Genomic DNA, 17926 nt, shown 5'->3' on the forward strand with positions numbered 1-17926 from the left:
GAATCCGTTAGCGTTCAGAATTTACCCAGAATCCTGTCCATCACCCAATTGACGGGCGTTGCTGAAACACTGGTACAAGAACAGACGCCCTTTCCCTGAAGGCTTTCGACTACACATTTCACAAGTGGCTCCTGCACATAAGCAGGATTGACGACGGAAATCGTAGACTCTCCCATTCTGGAGATGAGCGAAATGGGCTTGTAGTCGAAGACCGAAAAGCTCAACGTGCCGTTTTCTCCCACTATCTCAATTCTGTCTTCTTTTGCAGATTCATGACCGACAAAGCACCACGAGCCGCTTCCCGGCAGTCCGTTTTCAAATCTGAAGCATGCGCTTACGCTGTCCTCCGCCTCATACAGGCCGCCCATGTTCGAGCATATGCCATCAGCATCCACTATCACTCCGAATAACTCCTGCAGAAGGTCAAGCTGATGAGGGGCCATGTCATAGAAATAGCCACCTCCTGAAATCTTCGGCTGTATACGCCAGGGCTGTTCTGTGCCCTTTTCCGCATCGAATTTGCGTGGAGGGTTCGATAGTCTTACTTGAACATTGACGATCTTGCCTAATTCACCACTGTTCACTAGTTCTTTCACCTTCTGGAAATATGGAAGATACCTGCGATAATATGCCACATAGCAAGGCACACCAGTCTGCTCGCTCACTCTATTGATGCGGGCGCAGTCGTCGTAGCTTGCGGCAAGCGGCTTTTCCACGTATACTGGCTTGCCTGCATGCATGGCCATGATCGCATATGTGGCGTGGCTCGAAGGAGGAGTGGCAACATAGATGGCATTAACCTCCGGATCGTCGATCAATTCCTGGGCATCAGTATAAAACCTCTTTATATTATGGGCTGATGCGAAAGCCCTCGCCCTTGATGCTGTCCTGCACATTACGGCAACCACTTCCGATCCTTCTATATTACTGAATGCCGGCCCGGATTTCTTCTCGACCACCTCGCCACATCCGATAAAGCCCCATTTTATATGCTTCATAAGAACTAATTTCTGAACTATACTTAATAGTGCAAAGCCAAATACTATATTCAGCCAACAAATCCAAAATTTGATTTTATAATGCAAAGATAATGAATTTTGTCGACAACAAAGAAGCAAATTCTTTGTTATTATTATTACCTTTGCAATAATTAAACATTAAGAAACGATATGAACAACGACAAAGAGTTATACAACGATTTCAAAAGAAGAAGTTACCGTTCTTGTGTATCCGACGCCTTCAGAACCACACGAAAGACCATTTGGCCTCTGACGAAAGCCAACTGGAAACTGTTCTTGTTCCTTGCGTTAATGCAGGGTGCGATTGGAGTATGGACTGAGTATCTGACGCCCGGTGTAATGTATGTCGGCTTTGATTTCCACCCGCTTTCGTTGTTCATGCTGGTCATAGTGGCATTGGCCACCTACCTGACAATCAGCAGCAAGATGTTTGCAACCATAAACGGCAGAGGACTAAGATGGAACTTCACCAGGCAATTGAAGACACTGCCGGTAAGCGCAGGTTTCCTCATCGTCTTTTTGTTGCTGAGCATCCTATGCATATACTTCTGCATTGTGAAGGGCAAAAACCCCGACAGCATTCCGCTTCTAAACGCATTGTCGGTCCCTGTCGCCTTGTCACCGATACTTTTGATATTCTCCCTACCATTGGCATTTGCGTTTACGCAATATATCATGGAACCGGAAAGGAAACTATACAGGTCATTATGGAAATCCTATTCCACGGGATTCCGACGCTGGGGATTCATCTTCACCACCATTGCCCTTGGGGAATTGTGCGTCATAATATTCCAGACTTTCGTATGTCTGCCAAACTATATTCTCACAACAGCTCACAACTACTCCGCAATCGGAGTTTCATCATACAATGACGCACCTGATTTGCCTGCATATTTCTATCCGCTGCTTTTCGGGGTATCCACTTTCAGCGGTATGGTGAAAATATGCGTTACACTCTTTGAGGTATACACATTATATTATATGTATCAGACCATCTGCATAAGACAAAAGGAACGCAAGATGTAATCATTGCCAACACACGGCATCATTCTTCAATCCGGCAGACCATACACCGTCAACCGCATTGGCACAACTGTGGCGACATGTCAGACGAAGAATGCAACATAAGACGACACGAGAGAAATCTCTATAGGGACCAACAGGTTGCACAACTTGCCGTTTACGAAACGAAAGCAAGCCATTTACGTACAAGAAAAGGCTGGTTTACACAACGTAAACAGCATATTTACGAACCTATAATCAAAAGAAAACGATTAAGCCGTTGACAGTCAACAATAAACGGCAACGTGTACAAACGGCCACATCAAATAAAACTCAAGAGCCCGTTTTTTTTATATGAAAAGTCTTTGTCGCCTATACGATTTTTCATATCTTTGCACCACTGAATTCAAAACAAGCAACGGAAAACTTTCTACGTGAGCGATATCTAAAAGTTATCCAAAACGGACAACTTTTACAGCAGGCAAAATAAAAAAGTTATCCAAAACGGAAAACTTCAGGCAAACGTAAGTTTAAAAGCTGAAACAAGAATTCATTGATAAACAGGAAAAAGAACGACAATCATATAAAACAAAATTTCAAACATAACATCATGGAAATCAAGAACTTTACTATCACCAAACGAGACGGGTCCAAAGAAAGATTCAGTCTCGACAAGATAATGAGCGCGATTATCAAAGCGTTCAACTCAGTTAACGAACCTGCAGACCTCGGCTGCATTTCCAAAATAATTGCAAATCTTGATATTCATGAAGGAATCACAGTTGAAGACATCCAGAACCAGGTGGAAGAGTCTCTCATGAAGGAAGGTTATTACAAGGTGTCAAAGAGCTTCATGCTATATAGGCAACGACACACCGAAGACCGCGAGACAATGGACAAACTGAAGTTCCTGTCGGAGTATTGCAAGGCCTCTAATGCCGCAACAGGATCGAAATATGACGCCAATGCCAACGTGGAGCACAAAAACATCGCGACACTCATCGGAGAGCTACCAAAATCAAGTTTCATACGACTGAACAGAAGACTCCTGACCGACAGGATAAAGAAGATGTACGGCAAAGAACTTTCAGACAAGTATATTGACCTGCTTACACACCACTTCATATACAAGAACGACGAAACGAGCCTGGCAAACTATTGTGCATCCATAACCATGTACCCATGGCTTATCGGAGGAACAACATCCATTGGCGGCAACTCCACAGCACCGACCAACCTGAAGTCATTCTGCGGCGGATTCGTAAACATGGTCTTCATGGTGTCGAGCATGCTGAGCGGAGCCTGCGCAACACCGGAATTTCTGATGTACCTGAACTATTTCATAGGGCTGGAATACGGCAAAGACTACTGGAAGGAAGCGGACAAAGTGGTTGACCTCTCATTAAAAAAGCGCACCATCGACAAGATAATCACCGACTGTTTCGAACAGATTGTATACTCCATCAACCAGCCTACAGGCGCAAGAAACTATCAGGCTGTATTCTGGAACATAGCATATTATGACAAACCATACTTCGAGAGTCTCTTCGGAGAATTCTTCTTCCCAGACGGAAGCAGACCTGACTGGAACGGACTAAGCTGGCTGCAGAAACGATTCATGAAATGGTTCAACAAGGAAAGAACCAAAACCGTACTCACATTCCCTGTAGAGACAATGGCTCTTCTTTCCGACGGCAAGGACGTGCTCGACAAGGAATGGGGAGACATCACGGCAGAAATGTATTCTGAAGGCCACTCATTCTTCACATATATGAGCGACAATGCAGACTCGCTAAGCTCTTGCTGCCGACTGAGAAATGAGATCCAGGACAACGGTTTCAGCTACACGCTTGGAGCAGGAGGAGTGTCTACCGGTTCTAAAAGCGTACTGACGATAAACTTGAACAGATGTATCCAATACGCTGTGAACCACAAAATTGACTACAAGGAATATCTTGCCGAAATAGTTGACCTGACACATAAAGTGCAATTGGCATACAACGAGAATCTCAAAGAATTCCAAAAACACGGAATGCTCCCACTCTTTGATGCCGGATACATAAATATGAGCAGACAGTATCTCACTATCGGAGTCAACGGACTCGTAGAAGCAGCTGAATTCCTCGGACTGCAGATTACAGACAATCCAGACTATCTGAGCTTTGTGCAGGGTGTGCTTGGAATCGTGGAAGAATACAACAAAAAGTATCGCACCAAGGATGTGCTCTTCAATTGCGAAATGATTCCAGCAGAAAACGTAGGAGTGAAACACGCCAAATGGGACCGCGAAGACGGATACTTCGTGCCACGCGACTGCTACAACAGCTATTTCTACATCGTGGAAGACGAATCGCTGAACATAATCGACAAGTTCAAGATGCATGGAGCCCCATATATAGAACACCTTACAGGCGGTTCTGCACTACACATGAACCTGGACGAGCATCTCTCAAAAGCCCAATACAGACAACTCCTGCGCGTGGCAGCCAAAGAGGGATGCAACTACTTCACGTTCAACATCCCGAACACCATCTGCAACGACTGCGGATACATCGACAAGCGCTACCTCAAGGAATGTCCACACTGCCATAGCAAGAACGTGGACTACATGACAAGAATCATCGGATATCTCAAGCGTGTCAGCAATTTCTCTGCCGCAAGACAGGAAGAGGCAGGCAGAAGATTCTATGCCGGCAAAAACGCGCTCAGCAAGGAGGACTAAAGGAAATAATCCACAAAACAGCCATAACGTCAGCATCAGTTCTGCAAGCAACAACAACGACGCTTGCAGAATTGATGCGATATAAAGTGAAATCTTATTAAACAAAACAAGCAATGCTGAAATACGTCAACTGCGGAATTGTATTCCAGGAAATCCCCGATGAAGTAACTCTCTCGATAAACATTTCCAACTGCCCCTGCCATTGCCCTGGCTGCCACAGCAACTATCTGTGGACAGACACAGGCACTCCTCTCGACGAAAAAGCCATAGACGGTTTCGTGAAAGAATACGGAAGCGACATAACATGCATCTGCCTGATGGGTGGCGACTCCGAGCCGTCACGCATCAACTCATTGGCAAGATATATCAAAAAGAACCACCACGACCTTCATGTAGGTTGGTATAGCGGAAGGACAAGAATCTCAAGCCAAATAGAAAACCGCCATTTCGACTATATCAAGATAGGTCCATACCTGAAGCATCTCGGCGGGCTGAAAGAGAAGACAACCAACCAGCGGCTTTACAAAATCGACAATGATTTTGAACTCAAAGACATTACAAATGCATTTTGGAAAAAACCGGTATGATATTCATGTCATCTGTTCCGAACACACGAATATGAAGCATTCAGAACAGATAATATGAATAAAGAATTATCACAAATCAATAAAGACACACAAATTACAAATTAGGAAACAATAAAAATTGTAGTTTTGGCACCTTCATGCTATCTTTGCAGAGAATACAATTGCAATTTGAGTATGAATACAAACCAAACAATCTATGAATACAAACCAAACAATCCCTGACTACATTTTTGAGTCAAGCTGGGAAGTATGCAACAAAGTTGGCGGTATCTATGCCGTATTATCGACAAGAGCCAATACTCTACAAAAGAAATTCAAGGACAGAATCATTTTCATCGGTCCTGATTGTTGGCAAGAAAAAACATGTCCTTATTTCAAAGAAGACCTTTCGCTGTTTCCAGATTGGAGAAATGAAGCAGAAAAAGACGGTCTCAGAATCAGAACGGGAAGATGGACAATCCCGGGAAATCCAATAGCCATTCTGGTGGATTTCAACAAATACTACAAAGACAAGAACATCATTTATACACAACTTTGGGAAGATTTCAAAGTGGACAGCCTTCATGCATATGGCGACTATGATGAAGCTTCTATGTTCTCATACGCCGCTGCAAAGGTGGTGGAAAGCTTCTACAACAAATATCTCGGAAAGGAAGACAAGGTAATATACCACGGAAACGAGTGGATGACAGGATTGGGACTGCTATACATAAAGAAGCATCTGCCGCAGATAGCAACCATATTCACTACACATGCCACGAGCATCGGAAGAAGCATCGCAGGAAACAACAAACCACTTTACGATTATCTCTTTGCCTATAATGGAGACCAGATGGCAGAAGAACTGAACGTTCAGAGCAAGCATTCCATAGAGAAGCAGACGGCACACAACGTAGACTGCTTTACAACAGTAAGCGAGATAACCGGCAAGGAATGCGAAGAACTTCTCGACAAGCCCGCGGATGTCATACTGCCTAACGGCTTCGAAGACGACTTCATACCCAAAGGGGCAATTTTCACAAAGAAACGGGCTGCAGCACGCAAGAAAGCCCTACAGGTAGCAAACGCCCTACTCGGCACTCAACTTGACGACGATACGCTGATTGTATCGACAAGCGGAAGATATGAATTCAGGAACAAAGGCGTTGACGTTTACATAGAAGCATTGAACAGACTTCTGAGGGACAACGGCATGAAGAAAACCGTTGTTGCCTTCATAGAAGTTCCGGGGTGGTGTGGAGAACCAAGACAAGACTTGATAGAACGGTTGGAATCGGGAAAGAAATATGACACACCGCTGGATGTGCCGATGATTACCCATTGGCTACACAACATGAGCCACGACAATGTGTTGGGAATGCTGAAATATCTCGATATGCAGAACAGAAATGAAGATAAAGTGAAGCTTATCTTCTTGCCATGCTATTTAGACGGCAATGACGGAATATTGAACATTCCATACTATGACATCATCCTCGGAAACGACTTGTGTATCTATCCATCCTACTATGAGCCATGGGGATATACCCCTCTTGAGGCCATAGCATTCAAAGTGCCATGCATAACAACAGATCTTGCAGGCTTCGGACTTTGGGCTAATGCAGAAAAAGGCAGATACTGCGAGATTGAAGATGGTGTGAAAGTAGTACACAGAACTGACTACAACTACTCTGAAGTAGCAGACCGCATAAAGGAAACTATAATCAAATTCTCTAATTTCACTCCGGCAGAAGTAAACAAAGCAAGGTCAAACGCATACAATCTTTCCAAAAAGGCCCTTTGGAAGGAATTCATAGAGAATTATTATATCGCGTATGACTTCGCACTCAATAAAGCAGAACAAAGGAAAAATAATTTGAATTAAATAAACAGATTAGAACCTAATATTAACTAAAATGAAAATTAAAGCAGATCATGTCAATGCTCCCCAGTGGAAAGAGGTGACAGTGAAATCAAAACTCCCTGAGCAACTGAAATGCCTGGACGAGTTGGCTCATAACATGTGGTGGGCATGGAACTACGAGGCACGCGACTTGTGGAGAAGCCTTGATGAAGAACTTTATGAAGAAGTTGGACACAATCCTGTATTGCTTCTTGAGCAGTTGAGCTACGAGAGGAAAGAAGAGATTGTGAAAGACAAGGCTCTGATGAAGCGTGTGAAGGACGTTTATGCGTTGTTCCACAAATATATGAACGTAAAACCAGACAGCAAACGTCCGTCAGTTGCATATTTCTGCATGGAATTCGGTATCAACCAGGTACTGAAAATCTACTCTGGCGGTTTGGGAATGCTTGCCGGTGACTATATGAAAGAGGCTTCCGACAGCAACGTCAACATGTGTGGTGTTGGCTTCCTCTACAGATACGGATACTTCAAGCAGTCGTTGAGCATGGACGGACAGCAGATTGCAAATTATGACGCACAGAACTTCAATTCTCTGCCTATCGTACGTCAGCTCGACGAAAACGGAGAACCGTTGGTAATTGATGTGCCTTATATGAATTACAACGTTCACGCCTATGTATGGAGAGTAAACGTCGGCCGCGTGCCTTTGTATCTCCTTGATACAGACAATGAGCTGAATTCTGAATTCGACCGCCCTATCACCCACTCACTCTATGGTGGCGATTGGGAGAACAGACTGAAGCAGGAGATTCTCCTGGGTATGGGTGGTATCCTTTTGCTGAAGAAACTTGGCATCAAGAAGGACATCTACCATTGCAATGAAGGCCACGCTGCCCTCTGTAACCTGCAGCGCCTTTGCGACTACGTGAAAGAAGGACTGACATTCAACCAGGCCATGGAACTCGTAAGAGCTTCTTCTCTTTATACTGTTCACACACCAGTACCGGCAGGACACGACTATTTCGACGAGGCTCTCTTCGGAAAATATATGGGCGGCTATCCACAGCTGCTAGGCATAACATGGGATGAGTTCATCGGTATGGGACGCAACAACCCTGATGATCACAGCGAGAGATTCTGTATGTCTGTGTTTGCATGCAACACATGTCAGGAAGTGAACGGTGTGAGCAAACTGCACGGATGGGTAAGCCAGAAGATGTTCAACAACATCTGGAACGGATACTATCCGGAAGAGAATCATGTGGGATACGTTACAAATGGTGTACACTTCCCTACATGGGCAGCTACAGAATGGCGCAAGCTTTATGCCCAGTACTTCGACGAGACATTCATGAGCGACCAGAGCAACGAGAAAATCTGGCAAAATATCTACAACGTGCCGGATGATGTGATCTGGGGTACCCGCATGGCTTTGAAGAAGAAGCTTACAGACTATATCCGTTCGAAGTTCCGTGAAACGTGGCTGAAGAACCAGGGTGACCCATCAAGAGTGGTATCACTTCTGGAGAAAATCAACCCTAATGCTCTGATGATAGGATTCTGCCGCCGTTTCGCCACTTATAAACGAGCACACTTGTTGTTCACAGATCTTGACCGCCTTTCAAAGATTGTCAACGACCCTGAGCACCCGGTACAATTCCTGTTCTCTGGTAAAGCTCATCCGGCAGATGGTGCAGGACAGGGACTTATCAAGAAAATCTACGAGATTTCGCAGCGCCCAGAGTTCTTGGGCAAAATCATTTTCCTCGAAGACTACGACATGCGTCTGGCTAGACGACTCGTATCCGGTGTTGACATCTGGATGAATACTCCAACCAGACCACTTGAGGCATCTGGCACCTCTGGAGAGAAAGCAGAGATGAACGGAGTCGTAAACCTTTCCGTCCTCGACGGCTGGTGGCTTGAAGGCTACAGAGAAGGTGCAGGATGGGCTCTCACAGAGAAGCGCACATACAAGAACCAAGGCTATCAGGATCAGCTCGATGCTGCCACTATATATGGTCTTCTTGAGAACGAAATCATTCCTCTGTACTACAACAAGGGAGAGAAGAACTACAGCGAAGGCTGGATAAAAGTAATCAAGAACTCTATCGCTCAGATTGCTCCTCATTACACAATGAAGAGACAGCTTGACGACTATTACGACAAGTTCTACTGCAAGGAGGCAAAGCGTTTCCACAAGCTTGAAAGCAACAACTACAGTCTCGCCAAAGAGATTGCCCAGTGGAAGGAAACCGTGGCCGAGCGTTGGGATTCTATCAATGTAGTTTCAAAAGAAACCGACATCCCATCAACAGGAATGGTTACCGGCGAGACATATAAAGTAAGATATGTCATTGATGAGCAGGGTCTTAATGACGCTGTCGGATTGGAGGTCGTTGTTGTAAAGACAAACAATAACGGAGAGGAATATGTTGTTAACAAGCATCCTTTCAACATAATTGGCAAGGACGGCAACAACTATATCTTCGAAGCAACGATAGAAGCTGACGAAGCCGGCTCTTTCAAGACCGGTGTCAGAATGTATCCAAAGAATGAAAACCTTCCACACAGACAGGATTTCTGCTATGTGAAATGGCTTGGATAATGAGCAAATGAAAACGATTAGGAGGTAAGAACAATTCATTGGTGCTTATCTCCTATTTTAGTTATGATCAGATAAGGGGATGCATCACATTTCTGATGCATCCCCTTAATAATAATGGTGTGTCTGAGATATCGTATCGCGACACACCATTATTGGTTTCATTGTAAAAACAGTATTGTATTTTTCGGATTATTATCCCTGATGCTGCTCACGCAACAGATCGTTTACCGTCTTCACAGGATTGAATGTTGACAGAGGTACTTCAACAAATACAGTATTCCAATCACTCATTGCACCATTCCACAATCCCGGTAGTTCCAATGCTTTAAGTTCCTTTCCGTTCTTGCTTTTGCTGCTGATAAAACCTGTGGAACGGTCAACGAAATCAGGCAAATTAAATTTATCCCCATTGTAATCCTTTGTCGCACAAACCAAATCAACAGGATTGAAATGCGTACCCTCTGTGAACATCTTCGTATAGTCAGAATTATCTTTGTCTATCTGGCTGCTCTCGAGTATCTGCAGGCTGACGGTACCATCACTATTATAAGCAAGGAAAGGTCCGCCACCTGGTTCGCCAACATTCTTCACTACTCCACATACACGCATCGGGCGATTAAGCTTCTTCTTAAGATATGCCACAAGTTCTGCGCCTTCCAAGTCGTTTATTCCTGGTTTATGGCAACATAGTTCTTGCTCGAGGAACCTTACAATTTCTTTCAACGTGTCATCATCAAATTGTCCGCTCTCAAGAAGTCTAAGATACTCAAACGCCCTTGTCTGAAGAGATACGAGCACTCCTGCAAGTAACTGTTTGTATGTAACGGTATCTTCCTTGAACTTATCGAGGACTACATTGTCTATATTCTTGATGAAAACGATATCAGCATCAACATCATTAAGATTCTCTATCAATGCTCCGTGACCACCTGGACGAAAAAGAAGGCTTCCATCGGAATTACGGAATGGAGTGTTGTCCGGATTTACAGCAATAGTATCCGTAGATGGTTTCTGAACGGAGAAAGAAACACAATATCTGACATTGAACTTCGATTCGTATTCTCCTTTTACATGATTGACGCAGTCTTCAAACAAGTTCTTGTGTTCTGGACTTACCGTATAATGTAGATGTACCACACCATTACAGTTGGCGTAAAGTGCACCTTCAACGAGATGTTCTTCCAACGGAGTTCTCTGAGTGCCGACATATTTGTGGAAGAGCAGCAATCCTTTCGGCAACTGACCGTAACCGAGCCCCTTGTCATTCAGCAGGTAATCAACCACAGTCTTGTAGCAGCCTTTCTCCATCAACTCATGAATACTGCAATTCTCTTTCTCTTTACAAACTTTATCTAAGACGTTATAGAAAGCGAATTTCTCAATATTGCTGAAGAAAGCTTTCTCGAAATCTGTTTCCGGAGCGTCATATTCGGCACTAAGAAAGGCGAAAAGATTCTTGAACATCCTGCTTGCAGCTCCACTTGCAGGTACGAACTTCAGTATCTTCTTGTCTCCCATCTTGTATTGATTCCACAAATCAATATATTTGGAGATGTCACCAGCAGCAATTGACTTTATTCCTTTGCCTACACTTGCTGCAGCTTCCAACTTAAGATATGGGAAACCTGTCTTAAACTCGTCCAATTGTCTTTCGATCTTGGACTGGGTAATTCCTTTTTCTGAGATTTGCTCTAAATCCTTAGGAGAAAATGTCACCATAAGTATTTGTTTTAAAGATTATATAATAGTTATCGATATTCTAAAGTAAGATTACCCTACAAAATTACAAAAAAACTTCATATGAAAAGACTTTAAACGAAAAAAAATGGCATACGAAACAATATCGTATGCCATTTTTATCGGATTTATATCTTTTATTTAGAAGAACAAGTATCTGTTGTCTACTACATTAGCCTTGAAATAAAGCTCCTGCATGAAATTGCCAGCATATTGCATTGCCTTCTGCTTGAGACGCTGCTCATACTCTTTCTCATTGAACTTGCCTGGGCGGTTGCTCTTGCTTATAACCTGGAAGAGATAAACACCAGCCTGACCTTTTACAGCGTGGTTGACAAACTTACCCTTTGCTGTAGCTGCAACAGCTCCGCTCAATGCCGGTTCGCTCGAACCTGTAAGGGTTACGAATGCTGGAGAAGCAAATGTCACCTGATTGAGTTCTACAACCTTGGCACCCTTTGCCTTTGCAGCAGCAATGCTGTTCACTCCTTTCACCTTGGCGATGATCTGCTCAGCCTTCTTGTCTCTGAGGACTTCCTGCTTCAGATATTCCTTCACCTTGCTGTCATCGAATGAACGATAACCCTTCTCGTGAGTCTTTGTCAGAGCCAATACCAACAGGTGGTCATTGTCTCCACACTCATATAATGGAGAAATCTTTCCGTCTTCTGAATCAAACAGCCATTTCATTGCATCACGGGTTCCATGGATGCCAGCGACGAAATGTTCCTGTGTAGAAACATCGTTGCGCTCCTGCAACTGGTATCCATACTTAGCGGCATTCTTCTCGAGAGCCTGAAGTGTCTGACTTTCGCTGACGAACTGGCTGAACTTGTTGAATGCTGTGCTGTATGTATTCTTAGAGAACTTGATCTCCTTCTTGATTACAGCGGCAACATACTTAGAAGTCATTGCCTTGCGGTCTGTAACCTGAACGATCAAACTGCCCTGCTGCAATGATATGTTCTTGATTGCATTCACTCCAAGAGTGTTGAGGGTGTTAATGTAGTTCTTTGTATCTGCATCCATAGAAGGCGCATTCTGATACTGTGCTGAAGTTATCCATTGCTTCTCACCAGTCTGGTTATATTTCTTGGCAATAGCCTCGAAATCACCTCCGTTCTCAAGTGCGGTGTAAATGCTGTCAGCACTCTTCTTTACGGCATCCGGAGTTGCTCCTACTACCTGAATTGCACGGAACTGGACAGAGTCTGGCAACTCAGACTTTGACAACAGACGAATGATGTTGAGAGTGTTGTCCTGCTTGTTCTCCACCACTCCTGTGGTTGAACCGACTGCCATGGAATCAAGTCTTGCGGCAATGTCGGATGGGAAGGCTGCCTTTGTCTGAGGAATACCCAAATAGTTTACCAAAGAAGCGGTCTTGTGCATGAACTGTGTTGGGTCTTCCACGCCTCTGATTTCAGTTTCATAGGCTTTGAATTCCTTGTTCAGCTCTGCCTTGTCTGCATTTGAGGCAACTACCTTTACATCGACGTATTTGATGTCGCGTGTCTCAACGAACTGCTTGAATCTTGGCTTCAGTTCTTCATACTTAGCCTTGAGCTCTTCATCAGTAACCTTGATGGTGTTATCGTTGATGTCGGCGTATGGGAATGCAGCGAGCTGGATATTGCTCTCCTCTGTATCTTCCTTGAAAGCCATCTTTGCTGATACCGGATTTGACAAGAAGCAGTTGGCGAAAAGCGACTGGTACTTGCTTGCAAGAATCTGCTGTCTCAAGCTCTTCTCTACGAATGTCCAGAAATTATAGATGCTCTGATACTGCTCAGCCATCTGAGGATTTGTGGTCTTTGCCGACTTGTATTCTGTCAAGAACTTCTTCAGCATGTTGGCGTCAAAGCGTCCTGTCTGCTGGTTCACGAAAGGAGTCTGCAAAAGCATTGGGTTTGTACCTGCGGCGAGAACGTTCTGAAGTTCCTTGTCCGTTACGGTGAGCCCCAGCTTCTTGGCCTCTTCTTCGATGATACGGTTCTGCACGTATGTCTGCCAAACCTGATCCTTCACCTGATTCAACTCGTCGTCAGTCAGGTTGTCTCGACCCTGAGTAATCTTCAATACATTTGTAAACTCATCAACAAGCTTCTGATACTCCTGCATGCTGACTTTTTCGCCTAACACTTCGCCGATTTGCTGTCGGCTCTCATTCTTATGAGAGTCACACGAACGGAAAGCTTCTTCAGCGATAAACGCCAATAGCGCGGCACCGATAACTCCTACCAATATTGCGCCATGGCTTCTAATTTTTCCTAATGCTGCCATTAATTTGTTTTATTTAATTATTATTTTTATGTTCTGAAAATGTTATATTTCCACTTTAGCGCACAAAATTACAAAAAAGATAAGACAAAAATAAATTTTGCGCCAAAAATATTGACTAATCAATAACTTTTAGGCGTACCAGCTCTATTTTGGTCATGGTATTCTTTATAATCTTGAACTCAAAGCGTCCTATTCTGACTACTTCATTCAACTTGGGGAAGTTTTCATATTCGTGGAGTATGAAGCCGCCTATGGTCATGTAATCCTCACTTTCGGGAATATCGAGAGAAAACAAGTCGTTCACCTTGTCTATCTCCAGTCTCGCTGAGAGGAGGTATGTTCCATCAGAATTCTTCTGCGCTATATAATTTGAATTATCGTGTTCGTCTTCAATGTCGCCGAATATCTCTTCTACGATATCTTCGAGGGATATGATTCCGCTCGTTCCTCCGAACTCGTCGACGACTACGCCGAGGCTTTTCTTCTGCTGAAGGAAGGTCTGCATCATCTTTCTGGCAGACATGGTTTCAGGAACGAATGGCATTGTCCTAATATGATTGTGCCAGTCATTTGGATTCCGGAATAATTCCAATGAATGTATATAGCCTATGATATGGTCGATGTCGTTGTCGTATACCAGGATTTTGGATTTCCCGCTCTCTATGAATATGTTTTTCAAATCTGAAAGCGACGACGACTTTTCTACTGCACATATCTCGGTGCGGGGCACCATACAGTCCCTGACTTTGGTGTCGGAGAAATCCAATGCATTCTGGAATATCCTGACTTCATCATCAATCTGAGAGTTGTCGGAAGCGTTGTCAATGCTCGACTGCACGAGGTAATCCAGGTCTACTTTTGAGAACTCCCCGTCATCATTGTCCTTGTCCACCTTCACTCCGCTTATTTTAAGCAGGATTTTGGACAGTAAAGTGGAAAAACGGGAAACCGGCCATAGCAGCAGATAGAACAGGTATGCCGGGAAGACAAAGAATGAAAAGAACTTGTTGGGGTTGCTTTTGAACAAAGTCTTTGGCAGGAACTCTCCTGTGAAGAGTACTACAAGTGTAGAGAGTATAGTGTCTGCCGTAACAGAAATTGCCGGGTCAAGTCCTTTGAAGATTGTGTTGTCAAGCAGTCTTGCCACAAAGATTCCATATACTACCAGCACGATATTGTTGCCCACAAGCATCGTGCTCACAAAGTCATTGGGGTTCTTGTAAAAGAACGTCTGAAGTCTTCGGGTCAGTTTAGATGAGCCTTTGTCCATCTCGGCAAGCATCCTGTTGCTCGACACGAAGGCGATTTCCATACCGGAAAAGAACGCAGACAGAAGCAATGTTATGAAAATACCGACCACCAAAGATATAGATACTTCTTCCATAGAGATAATTTAAATGTTTTTTCTTGCTGCAGGCGTAACTGGCAATCTCAGTTTTTGCTTTGTCGTATCAGGAGCGTTTACGATACTGTCGCTCTCACTATTGAACACGTTGCCTTTGAGGAACGAGCCCTTGGTGTTGCTGATGAAATAATGTGTCATTCTTTCGTCGCTTCTGAAATATGCGCCCTGCAGCTCTCTGTCCGGAGAGACCACGCGGGAGAACTTGTTGCTGTAGAGTTCATGGCGGTTCTGATCCCAGAACAACTCCTCGCTGGAGAACCTCACGCCATCCAACGTGCGGATACGGACCCGGCCTCTGAGCTCCCACACCTTGTTTTTGTCATAGTAATAGGCAGTATCACATTGTATATAGGCCTGGACGTGGAATCTCTCGTCAAACTGTTCCAGGAACAGCCCCCGTTCAAACATCCATCTTGACGGATTCCGCACTTCATTGACTTCCCATTTCTCCGTCACGATTCTATACTTCATGATCCCGGAATCGGATATGAGGGTATTGACTCCGAAGGATGTCATCAGCGAAACGGAATCCTTGGGATTTATTGCCGGTGCGGTATGTTCCTTCTCCTGAGAGCAGGAAACGGCCAAAAACAATGAAACTGCCAATAAGAAGAAAGGTGTCTTCATCATCAATCCACTTTCCACTTCATGAACCAACGCTCATTGAATGTCAGTCCAATGTTGATTCTGAATGTATTCTCTTTTATGAAATTCTTTGCAGAAGTGCGTACCCACTGTCCGGAAATGTTGAGCATGGAACGATTGTTATAGCTGTTCATGATAGGAATTCCCAAACCGGCGCTCACACTGATCTCGCTCGGGCCGTCTTGTCCGTTTATTTTATAATATGGTGTAGCGTATGAAGCACCAGCACGGAAATGCAGACGTTTCAAGAAGCTGCGGTTGTTTTCATCACCGCAGAAATCACCGCCCACATTGATTTTATGACGGTCGCTATAATAGTCGTTGTTCATCACATAAGCCGGAACCTGATTGTTCACGACATAAACAGGGAAACCTATTCCGCTCCATTTCTGGAAGCTGTAATCCACTCCCAACTTGATGCGGTTGGCATTGTTCCACGCCAAGCCTGCGCCAACAATTGTAGGTATCTTGAGACCGTCTTTCAAGGAATACGGTGCCGTTTCCGGAGTTGACGTCGTTGGATTTGTCGAAATAACCACGCATGAAGGGTTTCCTCCAATATCATGCCCGGGAGAGTATGTAGCTCCAAGGGTGAACTCGTTTTTCTTGTCCACGGCGAATGCGTATTGGACACCGAAATCCAGCTTGTAGTTTGTCACCGAAGCGGAATACACTTTCTGGATTGTCTTAGCATAGGAGTCGCTGTATGAATTCGTCACTGTCTTGTCGTAGCTGCCCCACAGATATGAGACATTGGCTCCCAGGGAGAATCCTTTGAACAACTGATAGCCTAAGCCTACATACACCTGATGCAAGCCTCCTTCTCCGTAATATGAATTTGAATATGTGGTCGAGAGGACATTGCTTCCTGGTGTTGAAGAGGTATAGTTATATCCCACGTTGGTATATGGCAGGATACCGAAACTCACGCCGAAACCTTTTGCAACTCTGAACGCCGCTACAGCATATTCGAAGTCTGCATTCTTGGCATTGATTTTCTTGCCGCTTTCATTGAAGTTGGTGATCTGGCCGGAGAATCCCACATCGAAGATAAAAGAAAGGGAGTCAACTGCAGAATAAGACGCCGGATTTATGAAGTTCACTTGGTTGTGCTCTCTGAAGCCAAGCCCCACCCCATTCATTCCTCGGTTGAAGCCGCTTGTCTGGTCGCTCAACACTCCCAATCCATATTGGCTGTAAGGAGAGTTTGTGCCACTCTGAGCATATATACCTATAGAAAATGCAAGCGCTGCAAAAGCGCAAAATACCCTATTTGTTGATTTCATCATTATATTCTAATATTCGGTTAAGTCCTTTCGGGACTATGAATCTGTCTGCAAAGATGGTGATTTTTTCCGAGAAATGCAAATCTAATTGTACACCACCTGTTAAATATACAAAAAGGTGTGGATATTTAGTCAAAAACCTATGGATATAGCCATTTATCTCATACTCTATGCCATGCAAAACACCACTTCTTATCGCAGTTTCCGTAGAATAACCTACCAGAGGAGCCTCTCCCCTTCTTTCCACCAAAGGGAGTCGTGAGGTGTATTCGTGTAACGCCTTCAAGCGCATCGTAGGTCCTGGCGAGATGTTCCCACCCAAATATTCTGCTGACGAGCTGATTAAGTCGTAAGTGACGCAGGTTCCGATATCAATGACGAGTATATCCTTACCTGGCGAACAATCATTCGCCCCTACGACGGCAGCGAGACGATCCGTCCCTAAAGTCAACGGAGTGTTGTATCCGATTGAAACCGGCACGGGCGTCACGCCACTTTCAAATTCCAAAACACGGAACGGAAGCCCTTTCAGTTTCTCCATAAATGAATCTGAAACAGACGAAACTGAAGACACTATACCTTTTGAAAACGGATACTTCGAACAAAACCGCGACAAGGCCACGACGTCGTTGCCATCAACGCGTTTCTCTTCTATAACTTCACCATCATCAAAACACACCAGTTTGACGCATGTATTGCCAATATCAACGATTAAATTCACTCTATTCAAAATTTGTGAGCTGCAAAATTATTGAAAAAAATCGAAACTTCATAACTATAAGTGAA

Annotated in this window: 12 protein-coding genes; 5 read left to right on the plus strand and 7 right to left on the minus strand. The window is 44.2% G+C overall.

Annotation, left to right across the window (positions count from 1 at the left end; translation table 11 throughout):
* Positions 1–14: 14 nt before the first annotated feature.
* Positions 15–998, minus strand: a complete 984-nt coding sequence (locus tag ACDC99_RS04745) for a Gfo/Idh/MocA family protein (RefSeq protein WP_022316972.1) — start codon at positions 996–998, stop codon at positions 15–17.
* 171 nt (positions 999–1169) lie between these two features.
* Between ACDC99_RS04745 and ACDC99_RS04750 the strand changes: the two genes are divergently transcribed.
* From ACDC99_RS04750 to glgP, 5 genes are all read left to right on the plus strand, one after another.
* Positions 1170–2045: a hypothetical protein gene (locus ACDC99_RS04750; protein ID WP_370756008.1), complete on the plus strand. Its 876-nt coding sequence runs from the start codon at positions 1170–1172 to the stop codon at positions 2043–2045.
* A gap of 586 nt (positions 2046–2631) precedes the next feature.
* Positions 2632–4743, plus strand: a complete 2112-nt coding sequence (gene nrdD / locus ACDC99_RS04755) for an anaerobic ribonucleoside-triphosphate reductase (protein ID WP_289064682.1) — start codon at positions 2632–2634, stop codon at positions 4741–4743.
* A gap of 113 nt (positions 4744–4856) precedes the next feature.
* Positions 4857–5330 (plus strand): anaerobic ribonucleoside-triphosphate reductase activating protein, encoded by a 474-nt coding sequence (gene nrdG, locus ACDC99_RS04760; RefSeq protein WP_022316969.1) that lies wholly within the window; start codon positions 4857–4859, stop codon positions 5328–5330.
* A gap of 196 nt (positions 5331–5526) precedes the next feature.
* On the plus strand, positions 5527–7194 hold the full coding sequence (locus tag ACDC99_RS04765) for a glycosyltransferase (protein WP_370756010.1): 1668 nt from the start codon (positions 5527–5529) through the stop codon (positions 7192–7194).
* A gap of 31 nt (positions 7195–7225) precedes the next feature.
* The gene (glgP, locus tag ACDC99_RS04770) at positions 7226–9784 is read left to right on the plus strand and encodes an alpha-glucan family phosphorylase (protein ID WP_287074117.1); all 2559 of its coding nucleotides are present in this window, start codon (positions 7226–7228) and stop codon (positions 9782–9784) included.
* A 192-nt stretch (positions 9785–9976) separates the two neighbouring features.
* Here glgP and ACDC99_RS04775 read toward each other — a convergent pair whose 3' ends face one another.
* The 6 genes from ACDC99_RS04775 to ACDC99_RS04800 form a co-directional block, all read right to left on the minus strand.
* Positions 9977–11503, minus strand: a complete 1527-nt coding sequence (locus tag ACDC99_RS04775; protein WP_370756013.1) for a DUF4301 family protein — start codon at positions 11501–11503, stop codon at positions 9977–9979.
* Positions 11504–11662: 159 nt separating this feature from the next.
* The gene (locus tag ACDC99_RS04780) at positions 11663–13804 is read right to left on the minus strand and encodes a peptidylprolyl isomerase (protein ID WP_287074112.1); all 2142 of its coding nucleotides are present in this window, start codon (positions 13802–13804) and stop codon (positions 11663–11665) included.
* Between the two features lie 115 nt (positions 13805–13919).
* Positions 13920–15188: a hemolysin family protein gene (locus tag ACDC99_RS04785; protein ID WP_044074280.1), complete on the minus strand. Its 1269-nt coding sequence runs from the start codon at positions 15186–15188 to the stop codon at positions 13920–13922.
* A gap of 9 nt (positions 15189–15197) precedes the next feature.
* A complete protein-coding gene (lptC, locus tag ACDC99_RS04790; protein ID WP_370756908.1) occupies positions 15198–15836 on the minus strand; it encodes an LPS export ABC transporter periplasmic protein LptC in 639 nt (212 codons plus the stop codon).
* Between the two features lie 2 nt (positions 15837–15838).
* Positions 15839–17140 (minus strand): hypothetical protein, encoded by a 1302-nt coding sequence (locus ACDC99_RS04795; RefSeq protein WP_370756909.1) that lies wholly within the window; start codon positions 17138–17140, stop codon positions 15839–15841.
* The gene (locus ACDC99_RS04800; RefSeq protein WP_042517610.1) at positions 17124–17861 is read right to left on the minus strand and encodes a type III pantothenate kinase; all 738 of its coding nucleotides are present in this window, start codon (positions 17859–17861) and stop codon (positions 17124–17126) included. Before ACDC99_RS04800 ends, ACDC99_RS04795 begins: the two co-directional genes overlap by 17 nt.
* Positions 17862–17926: the final 65 nt, after the last annotated feature.

The sequence above is a fragment of the Prevotella pectinovora genome (assembly GCF_041323955.1).
Taxonomy (GTDB): Bacteria; Bacteroidota; Bacteroidia; order Bacteroidales; family Bacteroidaceae; genus Prevotella; species Prevotella pectinovora.

Bases quoted from the DNA above. Each gene is read 5' to 3' on its own strand.
- lptC (WP_370756908.1), bottom strand. From the start codon at position 15,836: ATGAAGACACCTTTCTTCTTATTGGCAGTTTCATTGTTTTTGGCCGTT.
- ACDC99_RS04775 (WP_370756013.1), bottom strand. From the start codon at position 11,503: ATGGTGACATTTTCTCCTAAGGATTTAGAGCAAATCTCAGAAAAAGGA.
- ACDC99_RS04750 (WP_370756008.1), top strand. From the start codon at position 1,170: ATGAACAACGACAAAGAGTTATACAACGATTTCAAAAGAAGAAGTTAC.
- nrdD (WP_289064682.1), top strand. From the start codon at position 2,632: ATGGAAATCAAGAACTTTACTATCACCAAACGAGACGGGTCCAAAGAA.
- ACDC99_RS04745 (WP_022316972.1), bottom strand. From the start codon at position 998: ATGAAGCATATAAAATGGGGCTTTATCGGATGTGGCGAGGTGGTCGAG.
- nrdG (WP_022316969.1), top strand. From the start codon at position 4,857: ATGCTGAAATACGTCAACTGCGGAATTGTATTCCAGGAAATCCCCGAT.
- glgP (WP_287074117.1), top strand. From the start codon at position 7,226: ATGAAAATTAAAGCAGATCATGTCAATGCTCCCCAGTGGAAAGAGGTG.
- ACDC99_RS04785 (WP_044074280.1), bottom strand. From the start codon at position 15,188: ATGGAAGAAGTATCTATATCTTTGGTGGTCGGTATTTTCATAACATTG.
- ACDC99_RS04780 (WP_287074112.1), bottom strand. From the start codon at position 13,804: ATGGCAGCATTAGGAAAAATTAGAAGCCATGGCGCAATATTGGTAGGA.
- ACDC99_RS04765 (WP_370756010.1), top strand. From the start codon at position 5,527: ATGAATACAAACCAAACAATCCCTGACTACATTTTTGAGTCAAGCTGG.
- ACDC99_RS04795 (WP_370756909.1), bottom strand. From the start codon at position 17,140: ATGAAATCAACAAATAGGGTATTTTGCGCTTTTGCAGCGCTTGCATTT.